18 protein-coding genes are annotated in these 15,698 nt (G+C 74.1%); 10 read left to right on the forward strand and 8 right to left on the reverse strand.

Annotated features, from left to right (window positions below; translation table 11 throughout):
- Window positions 1–153 precede the first annotated feature (153 nt).
- The 3 genes from ASF50_RS19875 to ASF50_RS02540 form a co-directional block, all read right to left on the reverse strand.
- Window positions 154–3,516 carry a hypothetical protein gene (locus ASF50_RS19875; protein ID WP_056903383.1) on the reverse strand — a complete coding sequence of 1,121 codons (3,363 nt, stop codon included), beginning with the start codon at window positions 3,514–3,516 and terminating at the stop codon, window positions 154–156.
- An 82-nt stretch (window positions 3,517–3,598) separates the two neighbouring features.
- Window positions 3,599–3,964: a hypothetical protein gene (locus ASF50_RS02535; protein WP_156697799.1), complete on the reverse strand. Its 366-nt coding sequence runs from the start codon at window positions 3,962–3,964 to the stop codon at window positions 3,599–3,601.
- 305 nt (window positions 3,965–4,269) lie between these two features.
- Entirely contained in the window at window positions 4,270–4,632 is a 363-nt protein-coding gene (locus tag ASF50_RS02540; RefSeq protein WP_056863419.1) for a DsrE family protein, read from the reverse strand.
- A 200-nt stretch (window positions 4,633–4,832) separates the two neighbouring features.
- Here ASF50_RS02540 and ASF50_RS02545 point away from each other — a divergent pair, with 200 nt between their 5' ends.
- Genes ASF50_RS02545 through ASF50_RS02555 form a run of 3 tightly spaced genes read left to right on the forward strand, consistent with a single transcriptional unit; the run spans window position 4,833 to window position 6,761 of the window.
- Window positions 4,833–5,327 carry an FABP family protein gene (locus ASF50_RS02545; RefSeq protein WP_056863420.1) on the forward strand — a complete coding sequence of 165 codons (495 nt, stop codon included), beginning with the start codon at window positions 4,833–4,835 and terminating at the stop codon, window positions 5,325–5,327.
- Window positions 5,328–5,334: 7 nt separating this feature from the next.
- Window positions 5,335–5,814, forward strand: a complete 480-nt coding sequence (locus ASF50_RS02550; RefSeq protein WP_056863421.1) for a Fur family transcriptional regulator — start codon at window positions 5,335–5,337, stop codon at window positions 5,812–5,814.
- On the forward strand, window positions 5,811–6,761 hold the full coding sequence (locus tag ASF50_RS02555; protein ID WP_056863422.1) for a YgfZ/GcvT domain-containing protein: 951 nt from the start codon (window positions 5,811–5,813) through the stop codon (window positions 6,759–6,761). Before ASF50_RS02550 ends, ASF50_RS02555 begins: the two co-directional genes overlap by 4 nt.
- Window positions 6,762–6,788: 27 nt before the next feature.
- Here the strand turns inward: ASF50_RS02555 and mshD are convergent, their stop codons facing one another.
- The gene (gene mshD, locus ASF50_RS02560; RefSeq protein WP_056863587.1) at window positions 6,789–7,601 is read right to left on the reverse strand and encodes a mycothiol synthase; all 813 of its coding nucleotides are present in this window, start codon (window positions 7,599–7,601) and stop codon (window positions 6,789–6,791) included.
- A gap of 88 nt (window positions 7,602–7,689) precedes the next feature.
- Between mshD and ASF50_RS02565 the strand changes: the two genes are divergently transcribed.
- Window positions 7,690–8,766: a YihY/virulence factor BrkB family protein gene (locus ASF50_RS02565; RefSeq protein WP_056863423.1), complete on the forward strand. Its 1,077-nt coding sequence runs from the start codon at window positions 7,690–7,692 to the stop codon at window positions 8,764–8,766.
- Window positions 8,767–8,827: 61 nt separating this feature from the next.
- On the opposite strand, the gene ASF50_RS02570 is transcribed toward ASF50_RS02565, so the two are convergent.
- A complete protein-coding gene (locus ASF50_RS02570; protein ID WP_056863424.1) occupies window positions 8,828–9,256 on the reverse strand; it encodes an Hsp20/alpha crystallin family protein in 429 nt (142 codons plus the stop codon).
- 130 nt (window positions 9,257–9,386) lie between these two features.
- Between ASF50_RS02570 and ASF50_RS02575 the strand changes: the two genes are divergently transcribed.
- Complete coding sequence (locus tag ASF50_RS02575) at window positions 9,387–9,695, forward strand: MerR family transcriptional regulator (RefSeq protein ID WP_235557533.1); 309 nt, start codon at window positions 9,387–9,389, stop codon at window positions 9,693–9,695.
- An 18-nt stretch (window positions 9,696–9,713) separates the two neighbouring features.
- Here the strand turns inward: ASF50_RS02575 and ASF50_RS02580 are convergent, their stop codons facing one another.
- Window positions 9,714–10,448 (reverse strand): response regulator transcription factor, encoded by a 735-nt coding sequence (locus tag ASF50_RS02580; protein WP_056863425.1) that lies wholly within the window; start codon window positions 10,446–10,448, stop codon window positions 9,714–9,716.
- Window positions 10,449–10,561: 113 nt separating this feature from the next.
- On the opposite strand from ASF50_RS02580, the gene ASF50_RS02585 reads away from it, so the two are divergent.
- The 5 genes from ASF50_RS02585 (at window position 10,562) to ASF50_RS02605 (ending at window position 13,390) form a co-directional block, all read left to right on the forward strand.
- Window positions 10,562–10,837 carry a MoaD/ThiS family protein gene (locus ASF50_RS02585; protein ID WP_193666281.1) on the forward strand — a complete coding sequence of 92 codons (276 nt, stop codon included), beginning with the start codon at window positions 10,562–10,564 and terminating at the stop codon, window positions 10,835–10,837.
- An 81-nt stretch (window positions 10,838–10,918) separates the two neighbouring features.
- Window positions 10,919–11,416, forward strand: a complete 498-nt coding sequence (locus ASF50_RS02590) for a thioredoxin family protein (RefSeq protein WP_056863426.1) — start codon at window positions 10,919–10,921, stop codon at window positions 11,414–11,416.
- Window positions 11,417–11,707: 291 nt separating this feature from the next.
- Window positions 11,708–12,163: a DUF4395 domain-containing protein gene (locus ASF50_RS02595; RefSeq protein WP_056863427.1), complete on the forward strand. Its 456-nt coding sequence runs from the start codon at window positions 11,708–11,710 to the stop codon at window positions 12,161–12,163.
- A 67-nt stretch (window positions 12,164–12,230) separates the two neighbouring features.
- Window positions 12,231–13,094 carry a sulfurtransferase gene (locus ASF50_RS02600; RefSeq protein ID WP_056903384.1) on the forward strand — a complete coding sequence of 288 codons (864 nt, stop codon included), beginning with the start codon at window positions 12,231–12,233 and terminating at the stop codon, window positions 13,092–13,094.
- On the forward strand, window positions 13,094–13,390 hold the full coding sequence (locus tag ASF50_RS02605; protein WP_056863429.1) for a DUF1416 domain-containing protein: 297 nt from the start codon (window positions 13,094–13,096) through the stop codon (window positions 13,388–13,390). The genes ASF50_RS02600 and ASF50_RS02605 overlap by 1 nt, the downstream gene beginning before the upstream one ends.
- Before the next feature lie 83 nt (window positions 13,391–13,473).
- Here ASF50_RS02605 and ASF50_RS02610 read toward each other — a convergent pair whose 3' ends face one another.
- Together ASF50_RS02610 and cysD are read right to left on the reverse strand one after the other, a co-directional pair.
- Window positions 13,474–14,769 carry a sulfate adenylyltransferase subunit 1 gene (locus ASF50_RS02610; RefSeq protein WP_056863430.1) on the reverse strand — a complete coding sequence of 432 codons (1,296 nt, stop codon included), beginning with the start codon at window positions 14,767–14,769 and terminating at the stop codon, window positions 13,474–13,476.
- Complete coding sequence (gene cysD, locus ASF50_RS02615) at window positions 14,769–15,683, reverse strand: sulfate adenylyltransferase subunit CysD (RefSeq protein WP_056863431.1); 915 nt, start codon at window positions 15,681–15,683, stop codon at window positions 14,769–14,771. Before cysD ends, ASF50_RS02610 begins: the two co-directional genes overlap by 1 nt.
- Window positions 15,684–15,698: the final 15 nt, after the last annotated feature.

Genomic DNA, 15,698 nt, shown 5'->3' on the forward strand with positions numbered 1-15,698 from the left:
CGTCGATGGGCCCTGAGGCTGTCGTTTGCCGCCACTTCTGGGAGGCCGACCTGGTGGGCTCCTGCCTGGACGGCCGGCGGGTCCCGACCGGACGTCGAGCCAGGCCTTGCGGCACCCGCCGAGCAAGGACGAGCGTGTGCCCGTCGTCGTGGGTCAGGCGGTGGGGCGCCACGCGCGCAGGGCGCGGGTGAAGGCCTCGGGGTCGACGGTCTTGGCGGTGATGACGACGGGCGGCAGGCTGCGGCGCACGAACCTGACCTCCCAGCCGCGGCTGCCGGGCTCGCCGACCACCTCGACCTCGGTGGCGGGCTGCTGGAGGTCGAAGCTGTGGTGGCTGTCGGCGGTGCGGATGTCGACCACGCCGGCGGCGTCGATGCTCACCCGGGTGGAGGGGGTGCGGGCGCGGGCGCCGACGTAGACCAGCAGCACGGCGAGCAGCGCCAGGCCCAGCACGACGGCGTCGGTGGGGCTGCCGCCGATCGCCACACCGGCGGCGGCCACGAGGGCGGCCACGGCGAGGACCAGGGCGACCAACGACGCGCGGCCGCGGGTGCGGGTGACGTCGGTGGCCGCACCGGACGCCGGCTCTCCGGTGGTCACGGAGGAGCCCGCCTCCTCGCCGGCGTCGCCGCGGTGGCGCGAGTCGGCGACGGGGCGGGCGGCGACCGGTCGTCGCAGCAGCTGCTCGCGCGCCTCGGCGAGCTCGCGGGCCAGCTCGGCGGCGTGCTGCTCGGCCTCGAGACGATCCTGGAGTGCGGCCTCGACGAGCTCGGCCTGGTGACGCACCGACGACTCGACGGCCTGGCGGTCGATGGCCCGCTGCTCGGCGAGCGACTCGGCCTCGGCGCGCAGGCGGGCCTGCTCGGTGGCGGCCTGCTCGGCGGCCTCCCGGGCGTCGTGGGCCGCCCGCAGCTCCTCCGCGTGCTGCCGTGCCGCGAGGGCGACCTCTTCGAGCGCCTCGATGGTGCGCTGCTCCGCGGCCTCGCGGTCGGCCACCGCGGCGGAGGCGAGGGCCACCTGGTGGGCGGCCTCCTCCTCGGCGGCGGTGCGGGCGCGCAGGGCCTCCTCGGCGGCGCGGTCGGCGGCCTCCCGGGCGTCGTACGCCGCACGGGCAGCAGCAGCGTGCTCGGCTGCGAGGGCGTCGGCGGCAGCGCGTGCCTCGTGGGCCGCCCGGGCCGCCTCGGCCTGTCCGGCGGCGGCGTCCTCGGCGGCGGTGCGGTCGGCGTGCGCGCCGAGAGCGGCCTCGGCCTGTGCCCGCGCCGCCTCCTCCGCGGCGGCGCGCTCGGCCTGCGCGCGGTCGGCGGTCTCGCCCGACTCCCGGGCAGCCTGCTCGGCGGAGCGACGCCCGGCGTGGGCCGACTCGGCCTCGGCGAGGGCGGCGGCGGCGGACGCGGCGGCGGCCGACTGGGCGTCGCCGGCCCGCCTGGCAGCCTCCTCCGCCTCGGCGCGGGCGGCTGCGGCGGCGGAGGCTGCTGCGGCCTGCTCGGCGGCGAGCTCGTCGGCCTGCTGACGGGCCGACTCGGCTGCGGTCGCGGCCTGGGAGGCCTCGGCCGCGGCGGTGTGGGCGGCGGTCTCGGCCTGCGCGGCCGCGGCGGCGGCCTCGGCCTGGCGCTGTGCCGCCTCCTCCGCGACCAGACGGGCCTGCTCGGCCTCCTGGGCCTGCTCGGCCGTCCGGGTGGCGGCGGCCTCGGCCTCGCGACGGCCCTCCAGGGCCGAGGCGGCCTGCCCGGCCGCCCGGGCCGCGGCGCTGTCGGCCTGCTCGCGCCCGGCGAGGGCCTCGGTGCTGGTGCGCTCGGCGGCCTGCCGGGCGGTGACCGCCTCGGCGGCGACCTGCTCGGCCGCCTCCCGACCGGCGGCTGCTGCGGCGGCGGCCACCGCCGCCGCGGTCGCGGCGACCTCGGCGGCGCTGCGGTCGGCGAGGGCCTGCTCGGCCAGGCGGGCCTGCTCGGCGGCGGCGACCTCTGCGCGGTCGCGCTCGGCGGCAGCCGCCTCGGCGTCGGCCAGCGCGAGGTCTGCGACCTCCCGGGCCTCGGCGACCGAGGCGGTCGCGGCCTCCTGCGCTGCGGTGATCGACCGTGCGGCGGCGGCACTGGAGGCGGCGACCTCCCGCGTGGCGGCCTCCCGCGCCTCGGCGATCGCGCGGGCGGCGGTGGCCTCGGCCTCCTCGACCGACCGCGCGGCAGCGTCGGTGGCCTCCTCGACGGCACGGGCGGCGTCGTGCTCGGCCCGCACGCGTGCCTCGAGGGCCTGCTCGGCCCGTCGAGCCGCCTCGGTGGCGGCGGCGTCGGCGGCCTCACGGCCGGCGAGGGCCTCGGCGGCGGTGGCCTCCGCGGCCGCGCGGGCCGTGGCCGACTCCCCGGCCCGGGCCTCGGCGTGCTCCTGCGCAGCGGCGGCGCTCGCTGCGGCCACCGCGGCTGCGGCCGCGCCCTGCTCCGCCGCGGCGCGCTCGGTGTGGGCCTGCTCGGCGCGAGCGGACTGCTCGGTCGCGGCCTCCTCGGCCTCGCGGCGGGCGAGCGCGGCCGCCTCGGCGTCGGCGGTCGCCCGTGCGGCCGCCTCCTGGGCTCCGGCGATCGACCGTGCCGCGCTCGCCCCGGCCTCCGCGACGCTCTGCGCGGCGGCCTGCTCGGCGGTGACGCGGCCGGCCAGCGCCTCCTGTGCGGCGCGGGCCGCCTCGGCCGCGGCGAGGTCGGCGGCCTCGCGGCCCGCGAGCGCCGTCGCGGCGGACTCCTCGGCCCGGGCGCGGGCCTCGGCGGCGTCCCGGGCAGCGGTCTCGGCGGCCTGGCGCGAGGTGTGGGCGGCGACGGCGGCGTGCTCGGCGTTCTCCCGGTCGGAGTGGGCGTGGGTGGCCGCCTCGGCGTGGGCGCGGGCGGCGTCGTCGGCGGCCTGGCGGGCGGTCGACGCCTCCTGGGCCACGCGGGCCGCCTCGGTGGCGGCGGCCTCGGCCGCTGCGCGCCCGGCGTACGCCGTCTCCGCGCCGGCGAGCGCGTCGCGCGCCGACTCCTCGGCGGCGGCCCGCTCGCGCGCAGCGGTCGCGGCGACCTCCTGGGCCTCCCGCAGGGCGACGGCGAGCTCCTCGGCCGCGACCGCCGCCGCTCGGGCGGACTCCTCGGCCCGGGCGCGGGCGGTGGCGGCCTGCTCGGCGGACTCCTCGGCGTCACGCCGGGCGCGGGAGTGGTCGGCGGCGGCGCGGTCGGCGGCCTCGCGGGCCGCCCAGGCGTCGGCGGCGGCGCGTGCGTGGTCCTCGGCGCTGCGCTCGGCCTCGGTCAGGGCCCGGGAGGCGGCGCCGGCGTGCTCCTCGGCGACGAGGCGCTCCGCTGCCTGCTCGGCCGCGGCCAGCTCCGCGGAGTTGCGCAGCGACGCGGCGCGCTCGGCCGCGGCGGTGAGCTCGACGATGCGCGCCTGCAGCTCCTCGAGGCTCAGCGGCGGCAGCGGCGATCCCTCGGCCCGGTCACGGCGGCGCCAGAACCGGCCCGAGGTCTCCTCGGGCGGGAGGGGGGCGTCACCGGTGGGAGTCATGAGGACTCGCACCCTACTGAAGTCGGCGCCCTCCAGGAGACGCCGCTGCGGCCTCGACCGCACCGGCGGGCCCGGAGCCGGCTCAGTCCTCGTCGTCGGAGCGGTCGGTGGGGGATGCGCCACCCGTCGGTGGTGGCGGGGCCCGTCGGACGTCGTCCTGCGGGGGCGCAGCAGAGGAGGGCGGCAGACCCAGCGCCTCGGCCAGGTGGGCGCTCTCCTCGGCGTCGAGACCGGGATCCCCATCAGATGCCGAGGTGGCGGCGACGGGGTGGTCGCGGGGCTGGTCGGCGAGACGTGTCAGGTCCTCGGCGGCTGCATGACCGTGCTCGGAGGCCGAGTGAGCGGGGCGCTGCGTCACCGTGCGGGCCATGGCTTCGTCGAGGAGCGGACCCAGCGCGAGACGAGCCTGGGCGGCATCACCCTCGAGGGCCGCCGACCATCGGCTCAACAGCGACTCCGCGAATCTCTCCGGTGACTGGCCCAGGGTCGCGGCGTCCCGTTCGATCGCCCGCGCCGCGTCCCCGGGCGAGACCCCCGTCAGGCCGCACACCACCCCGACCGCTTGCTGCACCACTACCGAGTCGTGGTCCGGGGGCACCGTTGACTCCTCTCGCCCGAGGACGCGGAGCCGGACCGGCGCACGCCCTCCGGTCCACGATGTCAGCCGCGGCGGCCCGCGCTCTTCACCCCGTACGGCGGAGCCGCGCCGGCCCGCTCTCGGCCCCGGGGCCGCCCCGCCCTGAGCGCACGGGGTCAGTAGACGAGCGCCTGGACGCCCTCGGCGAGGACCTCCTCGGTGAACACCGCGGCGCCGGCCACGCGCACCCCGGGGAGCACGTCGGCCTCGGTGATGCCGCGTCGCGTGGCGCACTGCGAGCACACGGTCACCCGGCCGAGCTCGCGCACGGTGTCGAGCAGGTCGGCGACGGGGGTGGCGTGGGGGAGCCCGAGGTCGGGCCCGCGACCGGCCACGGCGTAGGACGCGGCGTCGCCGGTGAGCCAGAGCGAGACGTCGGCGCCCATGGCCACGGCGGCCGCGGCCACGGTGAAGGCCTGGTTGGCGCGCTCGGGGTCGCCCTGTGCGCAGGTGACCTTGACGACGAGGGAGCGGGGCATGGCCCCACGGTAGAGGGCGCGCAGGGAGGTGGCCCGGGCTGGACGCCCGGCCCTGCTCGGGCGTCACTCCGCCGTGCACACCGGCACCGGGGGAGCGGCGCACGGTCGCCGTGGGGGCCCGGCGTCAGCCAGCGCGGCACCACCACGGAGCAGGTGTTCGGCCGTCGGTGGGCGGGAGGGCGCGCCGCTAGAGTGACCCGGTGGTCTTCCAGCTCCCTGACAACCTTCACCCCCACTGCGGCCCGCTGGCCTGGATGCTCGGCACGTGGCGCGGCAGCGGCAAGGGCGACTACCCGACGATCGAGCCCTACGACTACCAGCAGGAGCTGATCTTCCAGCAGGACGGTCGCCCCTTCATCCACTACTTCGCGCGCTCGTGGATCGTCGACGAGCAGGGCGAGAAGGTCCGCGACGCCGCCCAGGAGACCGGCTTCCTGCGCTGCCCCGAGGCCGGCAAGGTGGAGCTGCTGCTCACGCACAACACCGGCTTCGTGGAGATCTGGTATGGCGAGGCCGCCGACGGCAAGCTCGAGCTCGCCACCGACGCGGTCGCGCGCACCGAGACCGCCAAGGAGGTCACCGCCGGCCACCGTCTCTACGGCAACGTCGAGGGCGACCTGCTCTACGCCTACGACATGGCCGCGGTCGGCCAGGCGCTCCAGCCGCACCTGTGGGCGCGCCTGCAGAGGGCCTGACCCGCCGATGGCCGACCACGAGCACGACCACGCGTCCGCCTCCGGGGGCGCCCGGCCCCCGGCCGACCTGCGCAGCCGGCTGCGCGGCAGCGGCTACCGGCTGACCCCGCAGCGCGAGCTCATCCTCGCCGCGGTCGAGCGGCTCGGCCACGCCACGCCCGACGAGGTGCTGGCCGAGGTGCGGCGCCACTCCACCGCGGTCAACGTCTCGACCGTCTACCGCACGCTGGAGGTGCTCGAGGAGCTCGGCCTGGTCCGTCACGCCCACCTGTCCGACAGGGCCCCGACGTACCACTCCGTGACCGACCACGAGCACTTCCACCTGGTCTGCCGGAATTGCGAGCGGGTGACCTCCGTTGATGCTGACGTGGCCGCCGATCTGGTCGGACGCCTGGCCGCCGAGCAGCAGTTCGTGGTCGACATCGGGCACCTGACGGTCTTCGGCCACTGCCAGGACTGCTCGGCCAACCGTGAGGACATCCCGTGAGCGACCCCCGCCCGACGCCCAGCCCGCTGCTCTCCCTGCCCGGCGCGGTCGCCGGTGACGGTGCGGACGCCCCGGTGGCGGCGCACTACGGCTCCTTCAACACCGAGCAGCGCGCGCTCGAGGCCGGCAACGGCTTCGTCGACCTCTCCCACCGCGACGTCGTGCGCCTGGAGGGCCCCGACCGGCTCACCTGGCTGCACAGCCTCACCAGCCAGTACTTCACCGGCCTCGCCCCCGGTGTCTGGACCTCCGCCCTGATCCTCAGCCCGCAGGGCCACGTCGAGCACGCCTTCACCGGCGTCGACGACGGTGAGGCCTTCGTGGCCCACACCGAGCCGGGCGCCGCCGGGGCGCTGCTGGGCTTCCTGGAGCGGATGAAGTTCATGACCCGTGTCGAGCTCACCGAGGTCACCGCCGACCTCGCGGTGACCTGGCGCGCCAGCACCCAGGGCTACGACCTCGTGCCCCGCGACCAGCTCCACGCGTACGCCGCCGCCGCCGGCCCGGCCGCGGGCCTGTGGGCCTTCGAGGCGCTGCGCATCGCCCGCGGCGAGCCGCGACACGGTCTCGACACCGACGCGCGCACCATCCCCAACGAGGCCGGCTGGGTCGGCCCCGCGGTGCACCTCGACAAGGGCTGCTACCGCGGCCAGGAGACCGTCGCGCGCGTGCACACCCTGGGCCGTCCGCCGCGGCGTCTCACCCTGCTCCACCTCGACGGCACCGAGAACCGGCTGCCCACCCGCGGCGCCGAGCTGCGCCACGGCGAGAAGGTCATCGGCTTCGTCGGCACCTCCGCACGCCACCACGAGCTCGGCCCCATCGCCCTGGCCATGGTCAAGCGCAACGTGCCCCTCGACGCGACCCTCGACGTCGAGGGCATGCCCGCCGCCCAGGAGGTCGTCGTCGACCCCGAGGTCGGCCTGCACGTGCGCCCGCTGCGCTGAGGCGGAGCCGAGGCGCTCCCGGGCTCGTCAGTCCCGGCGGTACTGCACGTGGGTGTCGGGCGCAGCGTGCCCGAACCCCAGCCGCGAGTACGTCGCGACCGCGGCCTCGTTGTCGGACTCGACGTAGAGCAGCACCTCGCCGACCCCGAGCCCGGCCAGGTGGTGCAGCCCCGCCAGCGTGACCACCCGGCCCAGGCCCTGGCCCTGGGCCACCGGGTCGACGCCGACGACGTAGACCTCACCGAGGTCGGGGGAGTGCTGCTTGGTCCAGTGGAAGCCGACCAGCGAGCCGTCGCGCTCCGCCACGACGAGGCCCGCGGGGTCGAACCACGCCTCCGCCATCCGCTCGGCCAGCTCGGCCCGGTCCATCGCCCCCTGCTCCGGGTGGTGGGCGAAGGCCGCGGCGTTGACGCGCACGACCTCGTCGGCGTCGGTGTCGACGTAGGAGCGCACCGTGACGCCGTCGGGCACGACGAGACCGGGCAGCGGCTCGGCCATGGCCCGCCGCATCACCCACAGGTCACGCACCCGCTCGAACCCGTGCGCCGCGGCCAGCGCCGCCGCCGCGGGGTGGTTGCCGTGCGACCACGCCAGCAGCTCGCCCTCGCCGGCCTCGGCCAGCTCCGCCGACACCAGCCCCGACGCGACGCCGGCGCCCCGCGCGGGCGGGTCCACCACGACGGTGAGCTCGCGCCCGACCACCAGCGCGAAGCCACCGTCGACGACCCGGTGACGGGCGCGCTCGGGGTGGCGCCGCAGCGTGCGCCAGGTGGCCTCGTCGAGCGGTGCCGCCCCGTCGTGCGCCTCGGCCGCCGCAGCGATCCGCTCGATCTGCTCCATCACGTCCACGCCGGCCACCCTAGGTGGCGTCGGGCGTCCACCCCGCAGGGTGGCGCGGGCCCGGGGCGCGGGCGAGGACGGTGGAGGGATGAGCCCCCACCCCGAGACGAGCGCCGAGCCCGCAGCCACGACGCGTGCGCGCGAGCACCGCGACCCCGACGACGACGGCAAGCCCGACTCGCCGACCGACCTCACCAGGCGCTCCTGGCTCTACGTCGCGCGCAAGACGATGCGCGAGTTCTCCAAGGACCAGTGCACCGACGTCGCGGCGTCGCTGACCTACTACGCCGTCCTCGCCCTCTTCCCGGCGATGATCGCGCTGCTGTCGCTGGTCAGCCTGGTGGGGCGCGGCCCGGAGACGGTCGACACGCTGCTGCAGATCCTGCGCGACGTCGGCGCCGGGTCGGCCGCCGACACGGTCGAGCCCACGTTGCTGGAGCTGGCCGCGGCGCCCGGGGCCGGCCTCGCGCTGGTCATCGGTCTCGCCACCGCCCTGTGGTCCGCGAGTGGCTACGTCGGCTCCTTCGGCCGTGCGATGAACCGCATCCACGAGACCGGCGAGGGGCGCCCGTTCTACGTCCTGCGCCCCGTGATGCTGGCGCTGACCGCCGTGCTGGTGGTGCTCGTGGCCCTGGTGGCCGTGGGGCTCGTGGTCACGGGTCCCGCCGCGCAGGCCGTCGGCGACGCGATCGGTCTCGGTGACACCGCGGTGCTGGTGTGGAGCATCGCCAAGTGGCCGGTCATGCTCGCCGTAGTCGTGCTGATCGTGGCGCTGCTCTACTACGTGACGCCCAACATCAAGCAGCCGAAGTTCCGCTGGGTCTCGATGGGTGCCGTCCTGGCCATCCTCACCTGGGTGCTCGTCTCGGCGGCGTTCGGCTTCTACGTCGCCCACTTCTCCAGCTACAACAAGACCTACGGCTCGCTGGCCGGCGTCATCGTGTTCCTGCTGTGGCTGTGGCTGACCAACCTCGCGCTCCTCTTCGGCGCCGAGCTCGACTCCGAGCTCGAGCGGGGCCGCGAGCTGCAGGCGGGACTGCCCGCCGAGGAGGAGCTCCAGCTGCCTCCGCGCATGACCAAGGGCTTGGAGAAGGCCGAGGAGAAGCGCCGCGAGGACGTCGAGAGGGGCCGCCGGCTGCGCACGTCGCGGGGCGAGGACGGCTGACACGAGCGAGGGCCCGGGCGGACTCGCCCGGGCCCTCCTCCCACTCACCCCGGCGGGGTGCTCACGCCTCGAGCGCGGCGGTCTCCTGCGGAGCAGCGGAGCCGACCTCGATCTTGCGCGGCTTGGCCTTCTCGGCCACCGGCACGACCAGGCGCAGCACGCCGTCGTCGTAGGTCGCCTCGATGCGCTCGAGGTCGAGGTTGTCGCCCAGCACGAGCTGGCGGCTGAAGCTGCCGGTCGTGCGCTCCGAGGCGAGGCGCTCCCAGTCGCCGTTACGTCGCACGCGCTCGGCGCGCACGGTCAGGACGTTGCGCTCGACATCGAGGTCGATGCTGTCGCGCGCCACGCCGGGCAGGTCGAACTCGATGACGAAGCGGTCACCCTCGCGCCAGGCGTCCATCGGCATGGCGGCCGGGCGGTTGGTGGTGCCCAGCAGCTGCTGGGTCAGGCGGTCGAAGTCGCGGAACGGGTCGGTGGTGCGCAGCAGCATGGCGTTTCCTCCTGGTCGTCTCTGGTGGTTGATCCGGTGGTGACGGTCTGCGTGAGCCCGTCATGTGTATCGGCGGTTATAGGTTTGTTGTACCGCAGAGATGACGTACGTTCAAGCGCGGAGGTGGACCGTGTCGACACAGCAGCGCACCACGCAGCACAGCACGACCCAGGAGGGCGTCTTCGCCATCTCGGTGGCCGCCCGGATGGTGCGCATGGAGGTGCAGAACCTGCGCGTCTACGAGCGCCGCGGACTGCTGACGCCCGAGCGCACCGACGGCGGCAACCGCCTCTACTCCGAGGGCGACATCGCCACCCTGCACCGCATCCGAGAGCTGCTGGCCGAGGGGCTCAACCTCGCCGGCATCGCCCGGGTCCTCGCCCTCGAGCACGAGGTCGCCGCCCTGCGCCGCCGGCTCCGCACGGCGGAGGGCGGCTGACGGAGCGAGCGGCCCCGGTCAGGCGTCGACCGACCGCCCGGTGCGCGCGTCGGCGTCGACGGCGCCCTTCTCCTTGGTCGGCAGCACGAAGCGGTAGCCGACGTTGCGCACGGTGCCGATGAGGGTCTCGTTCTCGGGGCCGAGCTTGGCGCGCAGCCGTCGCACGTGCACGTCGACGGTGCGGGTGCCGCCGAAGTAGTCGTAGCCCCAGACCTCCTGCAGCAGCTGCTGGCGGCTGAAGACCCGGCCCGGGTGCTGGGCGAGGAACTTCAGCAGCTCGAACTCCTTGAACGTGAGGTCGAGCGACCGGCCGCCGATCTTGGCGGTGTAGGTGGCGTCGTCCACGACGACCTCGCCGGAGCGGATGACGTGGGCGTCGGGGTCGGCGGCCTCGCGACGGGCGTTGAGCCGGCCGATGGCCAGCTTGATCCGCGCCTCCAGCTCGGCGGGCCCGCAGGTGTGCAGCACGACGTCGTCCATGCCCCAGTCGTGGTTGACCACGGCCAGGCCGCCCTCGGTCACCACGAGCAGCACAGGCACGTCGGTGCCGGTGGTGCGGATGAGCCGGCACAGGTCGCGGGCGTGGGCGAGGTCCTGTCGTCCGTCGACCAGGAGGAGGTCGGAGTCGGGGGCCTCGAGCAGTGCGCTCCCCTCGGAGGGCAGGATCTTGACCTGGTGTCCCAGCAGCGAGAGCCCGGGCAGCACCTCGGCGGACGGCTGCAGGGCACTGGTCAGCAGTAGAAGAGTGCTCACGGTGGTCTCCTCCCAGAGGATGGGGCAGGCGACCGAAACGCAACGCTGGGCTCCGGCGAGGTGCTACGCAGGACACACTAGGAAACTCCGGGGACACATTGGAAGGTTCCAAAGTGAATGAGACCGAAATCATCCACGTTCGTTACTGGGCCGGCGCCAAGGCGGCGGCCGGCGTCGGCGGCGACCGGATCGACGTGAGCGGCCCGATCTCGCTCGCCGAGGTCGTACGCCGGGCGACCGCGCTCCATCCGGGCACCAACCTGCCCGCGGTGCTGGCGGTGTGCTCCACGCTGGTCGGCGAGCAGCCGGTCGGCAGTCGCGACCCCGACACCGTCCTCGTGGAGCCGGGCGGCTCGGTGGAGTTCCTGCCGCCGTTCGCGGGCGGCTAGGCGCGGCGACCGGGACGGCGACCGGGACGGCGGCCGGGGCAGTGACCGGAACAACGGCCGGCACCGTGCGGTTGACCACCCGTGTCCTCCGGAATCGTCATCGCCCTGGCCGCGGTCGTCGTCGCCCTCGCCTTCGGTCTCCACCGTCTGCGCACCGACGGTCGCTTCTCCTCGGCGCGCGCCGAGACGGCGGCCGCGCAGCCGTCCGCTGACGACGCCCCGCCGACGGACGGGCAGCGCGCGGCGGCGCCGGTCGCCGGCGCTCCGGCGACCTGGCAGGCGGTCCTCGAGGCCGTCCCCTCCGCCCGGCTCGGCCGGCAGGCGACCCTGCTGCAGTTCTCCAGCGCCTTCTGCGCGCCCTGCCGGGCCACGAAGCGCACCCTGAGCGAGGTCGCCGACGTCGTGCCCGGCGTGGTGCACCTCGAGGTCGACGCCGAGCACCACCTCGACCTGGTCCGGCGCCTCGACGTCCTCCGCACCCCGACCACCCTCGTCCTCGACGCCGCCGGCGTGGAGATCGCCCGTGCCGCGGGCGCCCCACGCAAGGAGCAGGTGCTGCAGGCGCTCGGCCGGGCGTGAGCGTCCGATCCGATGTCCGCCATGCGGACCGTCGTCTCACGAGGCGAGATGTCGTGTCGTCGGTGAGCGACGGGTCGCCGTACCCTGGACGCATGTCCTCGACCTGGCTGACGAAGCGGCGCGCAGTGGACCACTGCCGCGTGCGCTCCTCGCTGTGTCGCATGCCCTGACCGAGCTGCCGCGTCTCGACTCGTAAGTCGACTGGTCCAGTGCAGTAATCTCGGTGCGGTCGTCCCTCGACCCGCCAGCGGGGCGCTCCAGCGCCGCCGCCCTCGTCCGAGCAGGAGAGACATGTCCACCACCAGCACTCGCCCGTCCGCCCCGACCGGCGCCGGCATCGACCCCCGCGGGCCGCAGTTCACCGCCACGCTCACCGCGGTCGTCCTCCTGGTCGTGCTGGTGCTGCCGCCGACCCCGGCAGCCGTGCTCACGGCGGTGCAGGCCGCGTTCTTCGCCCTCGGAGCGGCGCGCGGCGTGCAGCACACGCCCCACGCCTGGCTGTTCCGCACCGTCGTGCGCCCGCGGCTCTCGCCGCCCGACGACCTCGAGGACCCGGCCCCGCCGCGCTTCGCGCAGACGGTGGGTCTCGTCTTCACCCTGGTCGCCCTGGTCGGCTACCTGACCGGCGTCGTGCTGCTCGCGCAGGTCGCGATCGGCCTCGCCCTCGTCGCCGCCCTGCTCAACGCCGTCTTCCGGTTCTGCCTGGGCTGCGAGATGTACCTCCTGATCAAGCGCGCCACCGCCTGAGCGCCGTCCCTCCGACGAAGCACACACCAGACCCCCGCGCCGCAGGGCGCAACAGAAAGGTAATGACATGAGCCGCGAGAACTCCCTCGTCTCGACCCAGTGGGTCGAGGACCACCTCGACGACCCGAAGGTCGTCGTCATCGAGGTCGACGAGGACACCACGTCCTACGACAAGGGCCACATCAAGGGCGCCATCAAGCTCGACTGGACCACCGACCTCCAGGACCAGGTGCGCCGCGACTTCGTCGCCAAGGACCAGTTCTCGGCGCTGCTCTCCGAGCGCGGCGTCTCCAACGACGACACCGTGATCCTCTACGGCGGCAACAACAACTGGTTCGCGGCCTACGCCTACTGGTACTTCACGCTCTACGGCCACGACGACGTCAAGCTCATGGACGGCGGTCGCAAGAAGTGGGAGCTCGACTCCCGTGAGCTCACCGACGAGCTGCCCACCCGCGACAAGGCCAGCTACACCGCCTCGGAGCAGGACCGCTCCATCCGCGCCTTCCGCGACGACACCGTGGCCGCCATCGGCGCGCAGAACCTCGTCGACGTGCGCAGCCCCGACGAGTACGCCGGGCGCCTCCTCGCCCCGGCCCACCTCCCGCAGGAGCAGGCCCAGCGCGCCGGCCACGTGCCGACCTCGATCAACGTGCCGTGGAGCAAGAACTGCAACGACGACGGCACCTTCAAGTCCGACGAGGACCTCAAGGCCCTCTACGCCGAGGCCGGCATCGACGACTCCAAGGACACCATCGCCCTGTGCCGCATCGGTGAGCGCTCGTCGCTGACCTGGTTCGTGCTCAAGGAGCTCCTCGGCCACCAGAACGTCAAGAACTACGACGGCTCCTGGACCGAGTACGGCTCGCTCGTCGGCGTGCCCGTCGCCCTCGGCGACGAGCCCGGCCAGGCCGACGGGCAGGGCGCCTGATGTGCGGCGCGACCGAGGGCGGCCTGTCCCTCGACGGCGTCAACGTCGCCAAGGAGGCCATCGTGCAGGGCCAGGTCGTGCGTGACGGCGAGCCCGTCGGCAACGCCTACGTGCGCCTGCTCGACCGCACCGGCGAGTTCACCGCCGAGGTCCCGACCTCGGCCACCGGTCACTTCCGGTTCTTCGCCGGCGAGGGGGAGTGGACCCTACGCACCCTCGCCCCCAAGGCCGAGCCCGTCGACAAGAGGGTGCACGCCGCCGTCGGCAGCGTCGCCGAGGTCGTCGTCGCGATCTGAGCACGACCCGCGGGCACGACCCGCCGGCACGCACGAAGGCCCCCGACCTCGCGGTCGGGGGCCTTCGTCGTGCCGGGCGTGGATCAGCCGGCGTTGTTGATCATGCCGGCGCCGACGGTGATGCCGGTGGCCTCGTCGATGAGGATGAACGAGCCGGTGGTGCGGTTCTTCGAGTACGGGTCGCACAGCAGCGGCACCGTGGTGCGCAGGGTGACGCGACCGATCTCGTTGACCCCGAGCTCCTTGGTCTCCTGGTCGCGGTGCAGCGAGTTGACGTCCAGGCGGTACTGGATGTCCTTGACCAGGGCACGGGCGTTGCGGGTGGTGTGCTTGATGGCCAGCTTCTGGCGCGGCTTGAGCGGCGCCGTGGTCATCCAGCAGACCATCGCGTCGATGTCCTGGCTGGGCTGCGGGGCGTTCTTGACCCGGGCGATCATGTCGCCGCGCGAGACGTCGACGTCGTCCTCGAGGCGCACGGTCACCGACATGGGCGGGAACGCCTCGGTGACCTCCTGGTCGAAGAGGTCGATGCCGGCGATCTTCGAGGTCATGCCGCTGGGCAGCACGACCACCTCGTCGCCCGGCTTGAGGACGCCGCCGGCGACCTGGCCGCCGTAGCCGCGGTAGTCGTGGTGCTCGTCGGACTTCGGGCGCACGACGTACTGCACGGGGAAGCGTGCGTCGATGAGGTCGCGGTCGGAGGCGACGTGCACGTGCTCGAGGTGGTGCATGAGGGTCGGCCCGGAGTACCAGCCCATGTTCTCGGAGCGGTTGACGACGTTGTCGCCGGCCAGGGCCGAGATCGGGATGACCTCGAGGTCGGGGATGTTGAGCTTCGTCGCGAACTGGGTGAACTCGGCGTGGATCTTCTCGTAGACCTCCTGGGAGTAGTCGACGAGGTCCATCTTGTTCACGGCGAGCACGAGGTGGGGCACCCGCAGCAGCGACAGGATCACCGCGTGGCGGCGCGACTGCTCGGTGAGGCCCTGACGGGCGTCGACGAGCACCAGACCGAGGTCGGCGGTGGAGGCGCCGGTGACCATGTTGCGGGTGTACTGCACGTGGCCCGGGGTGTCGGCGATGATGAACTTGCGGTTGGGCGTCGCGAAGTAGCGGTAGGCCACGTCGATGGTGATGCCCTGCTCGCGCTCCGAGCGCAGACCGTCGGTCAGCAGCGCCAGGTCGGTGTAGTCGTAGCCCTTGGACTGGCTGGTGGCCTCGACGGCCTCCATCTGGTCCTCGAAGATCGACTTGGAGTCGAGCAGCAGGCGGCCGATGAGGGTCGACTTGCCGTCGTCGACCGACCCGGCGGTCGCGAACCGCAGGAGGTCCATGTTGGTGGTGATGGTCTCGGTGGTCTCGGTGTCGCTGGCGGCCATCAGAAGTAGCCCTCCTTCTTGCGGTCTTCCATGGCGGCCTCGGAGAAGCGGTCGTCGCCGCGGGTGGCGCCTCGCTCGGTGACCCGGGCGACCGCCACCTCCTCGATGATCTTCTCGATGGTGTCGGCGTCCGACTCCACGCAGCCGGTCTGGCTGAGGTCGCCCACGGTGCGGAAGCGGACGGTGCGCTCGGTGACGGTCTCGCCCGCGCGCAGCGGGTTGAGGTCGTTCTCGCTGAGCAGCATGCCGTCGCGCTCGAAGACGCGGCGCTGGTGGGAGTAGTAGATCGAGGGGATCTCGATGCCCTCGCGACCGATGTAGTCCCAGATGTCCAGCTCGGTCCAGTTGGAGATCGGGAAGATGCGCATGTGCTCGCCCTCGTGCAGGCGACCGTTGTAGAGGCTCCACAGCTCGGGGCGCTGCATCTTCGGGTCCCACTGGCCGAACTCGTCGCGGTGGGAGTAGACGCGCTCCTTGGCGCGGGCCTTCTCCTCGTCGCGGCGACCGCCACCGAAGGCGGCCGTGAACTGGCCCTCCTCCAGCGCGTTCAGCAGCGTGCCGATCTGCAGGCGGTTGCGGCTGGTCTTGCCGTCGTCGACGACGATGCCGTCGGCGATGGCCTGGTCGACCGAGGCCACGATCAGGCGCAGGCCCAGGCGCTCGGCCCAGGAGTCGCGGGTGGCGAGCACCTCGGGGAAGTCGAGACCGGTGTCGACCTGCAGCACCGGGAAGGGGATCTTCGCGGGGTAGAAGGCCTTCTCGGCGAGGCGGAGCATCACGATGGAGTCCTTGCCGCCCGAGAACATCAGGACGGGCTTCTCGAACTCCGCAGCGACCTCACGGAAGATGTGGATCGACTCCGCTTCCAGCTGGTCGAGCTGGCTCAGCCGGTAGTCGGCGTGCGTTTCGGGCATGCGAAAGGGGACCTC

Source organism: Nocardioides sp. Leaf307, assembly GCF_001423135.1.
Lineage (GTDB): Bacteria > Actinomycetota > Actinomycetes > Propionibacteriales > Nocardioidaceae > Nocardioides > Nocardioides kribbensis.

What these genes read in the sequence shown, in the direction of transcription:
- ASF50_RS02565 (WP_056863423.1), top strand. Translation starts at nt 7,690, where the DNA reads ATGAGCCCCCACCCCGAGACGAGCGCCGAGCCCGCAGCCACGACGCGT.
- ASF50_RS02595 (WP_056863427.1), top strand. Translation starts at nt 11,708, where the DNA reads ATGTCCACCACCAGCACTCGCCCGTCCGCCCCGACCGGCGCCGGCATC.
- ASF50_RS02610 (WP_056863430.1), bottom strand. Translation starts at nt 14,769, where the DNA reads ATGGCCGCCAGCGACACCGAGACCACCGAGACCATCACCACCAACATG.
- ASF50_RS19875 (WP_056903383.1), bottom strand. Translation starts at nt 3,516, where the DNA reads ATGACTCCCACCGGTGACGCCCCCCTCCCGCCCGAGGAGACCTCGGGC.
- ASF50_RS02605 (WP_056863429.1), top strand. Translation starts at nt 13,094, where the DNA reads ATGTGCGGCGCGACCGAGGGCGGCCTGTCCCTCGACGGCGTCAACGTC.
- ASF50_RS02600 (WP_056903384.1), top strand. Translation starts at nt 12,231, where the DNA reads ATGAGCCGCGAGAACTCCCTCGTCTCGACCCAGTGGGTCGAGGACCAC.
- cysD (WP_056863431.1), bottom strand. Translation starts at nt 15,683, where the DNA reads ATGCCCGAAACGCACGCCGACTACCGGCTGAGCCAGCTCGACCAGCTG.
- ASF50_RS02540 (WP_056863419.1), bottom strand. Translation starts at nt 4,632, where the DNA reads ATGCCCCGCTCCCTCGTCGTCAAGGTCACCTGCGCACAGGGCGACCCC.
- ASF50_RS02570 (WP_056863424.1), bottom strand. Translation starts at nt 9,256, where the DNA reads ATGCTGCTGCGCACCACCGACCCGTTCCGCGACTTCGACCGCCTGACC.
- mshD (WP_056863587.1), bottom strand. Translation starts at nt 7,601, where the DNA reads ATGGAGCAGATCGAGCGGATCGCTGCGGCGGCCGAGGCGCACGACGGG.
- ASF50_RS02550 (WP_056863421.1), top strand. Translation starts at nt 5,335, where the DNA reads ATGGCCGACCACGAGCACGACCACGCGTCCGCCTCCGGGGGCGCCCGG.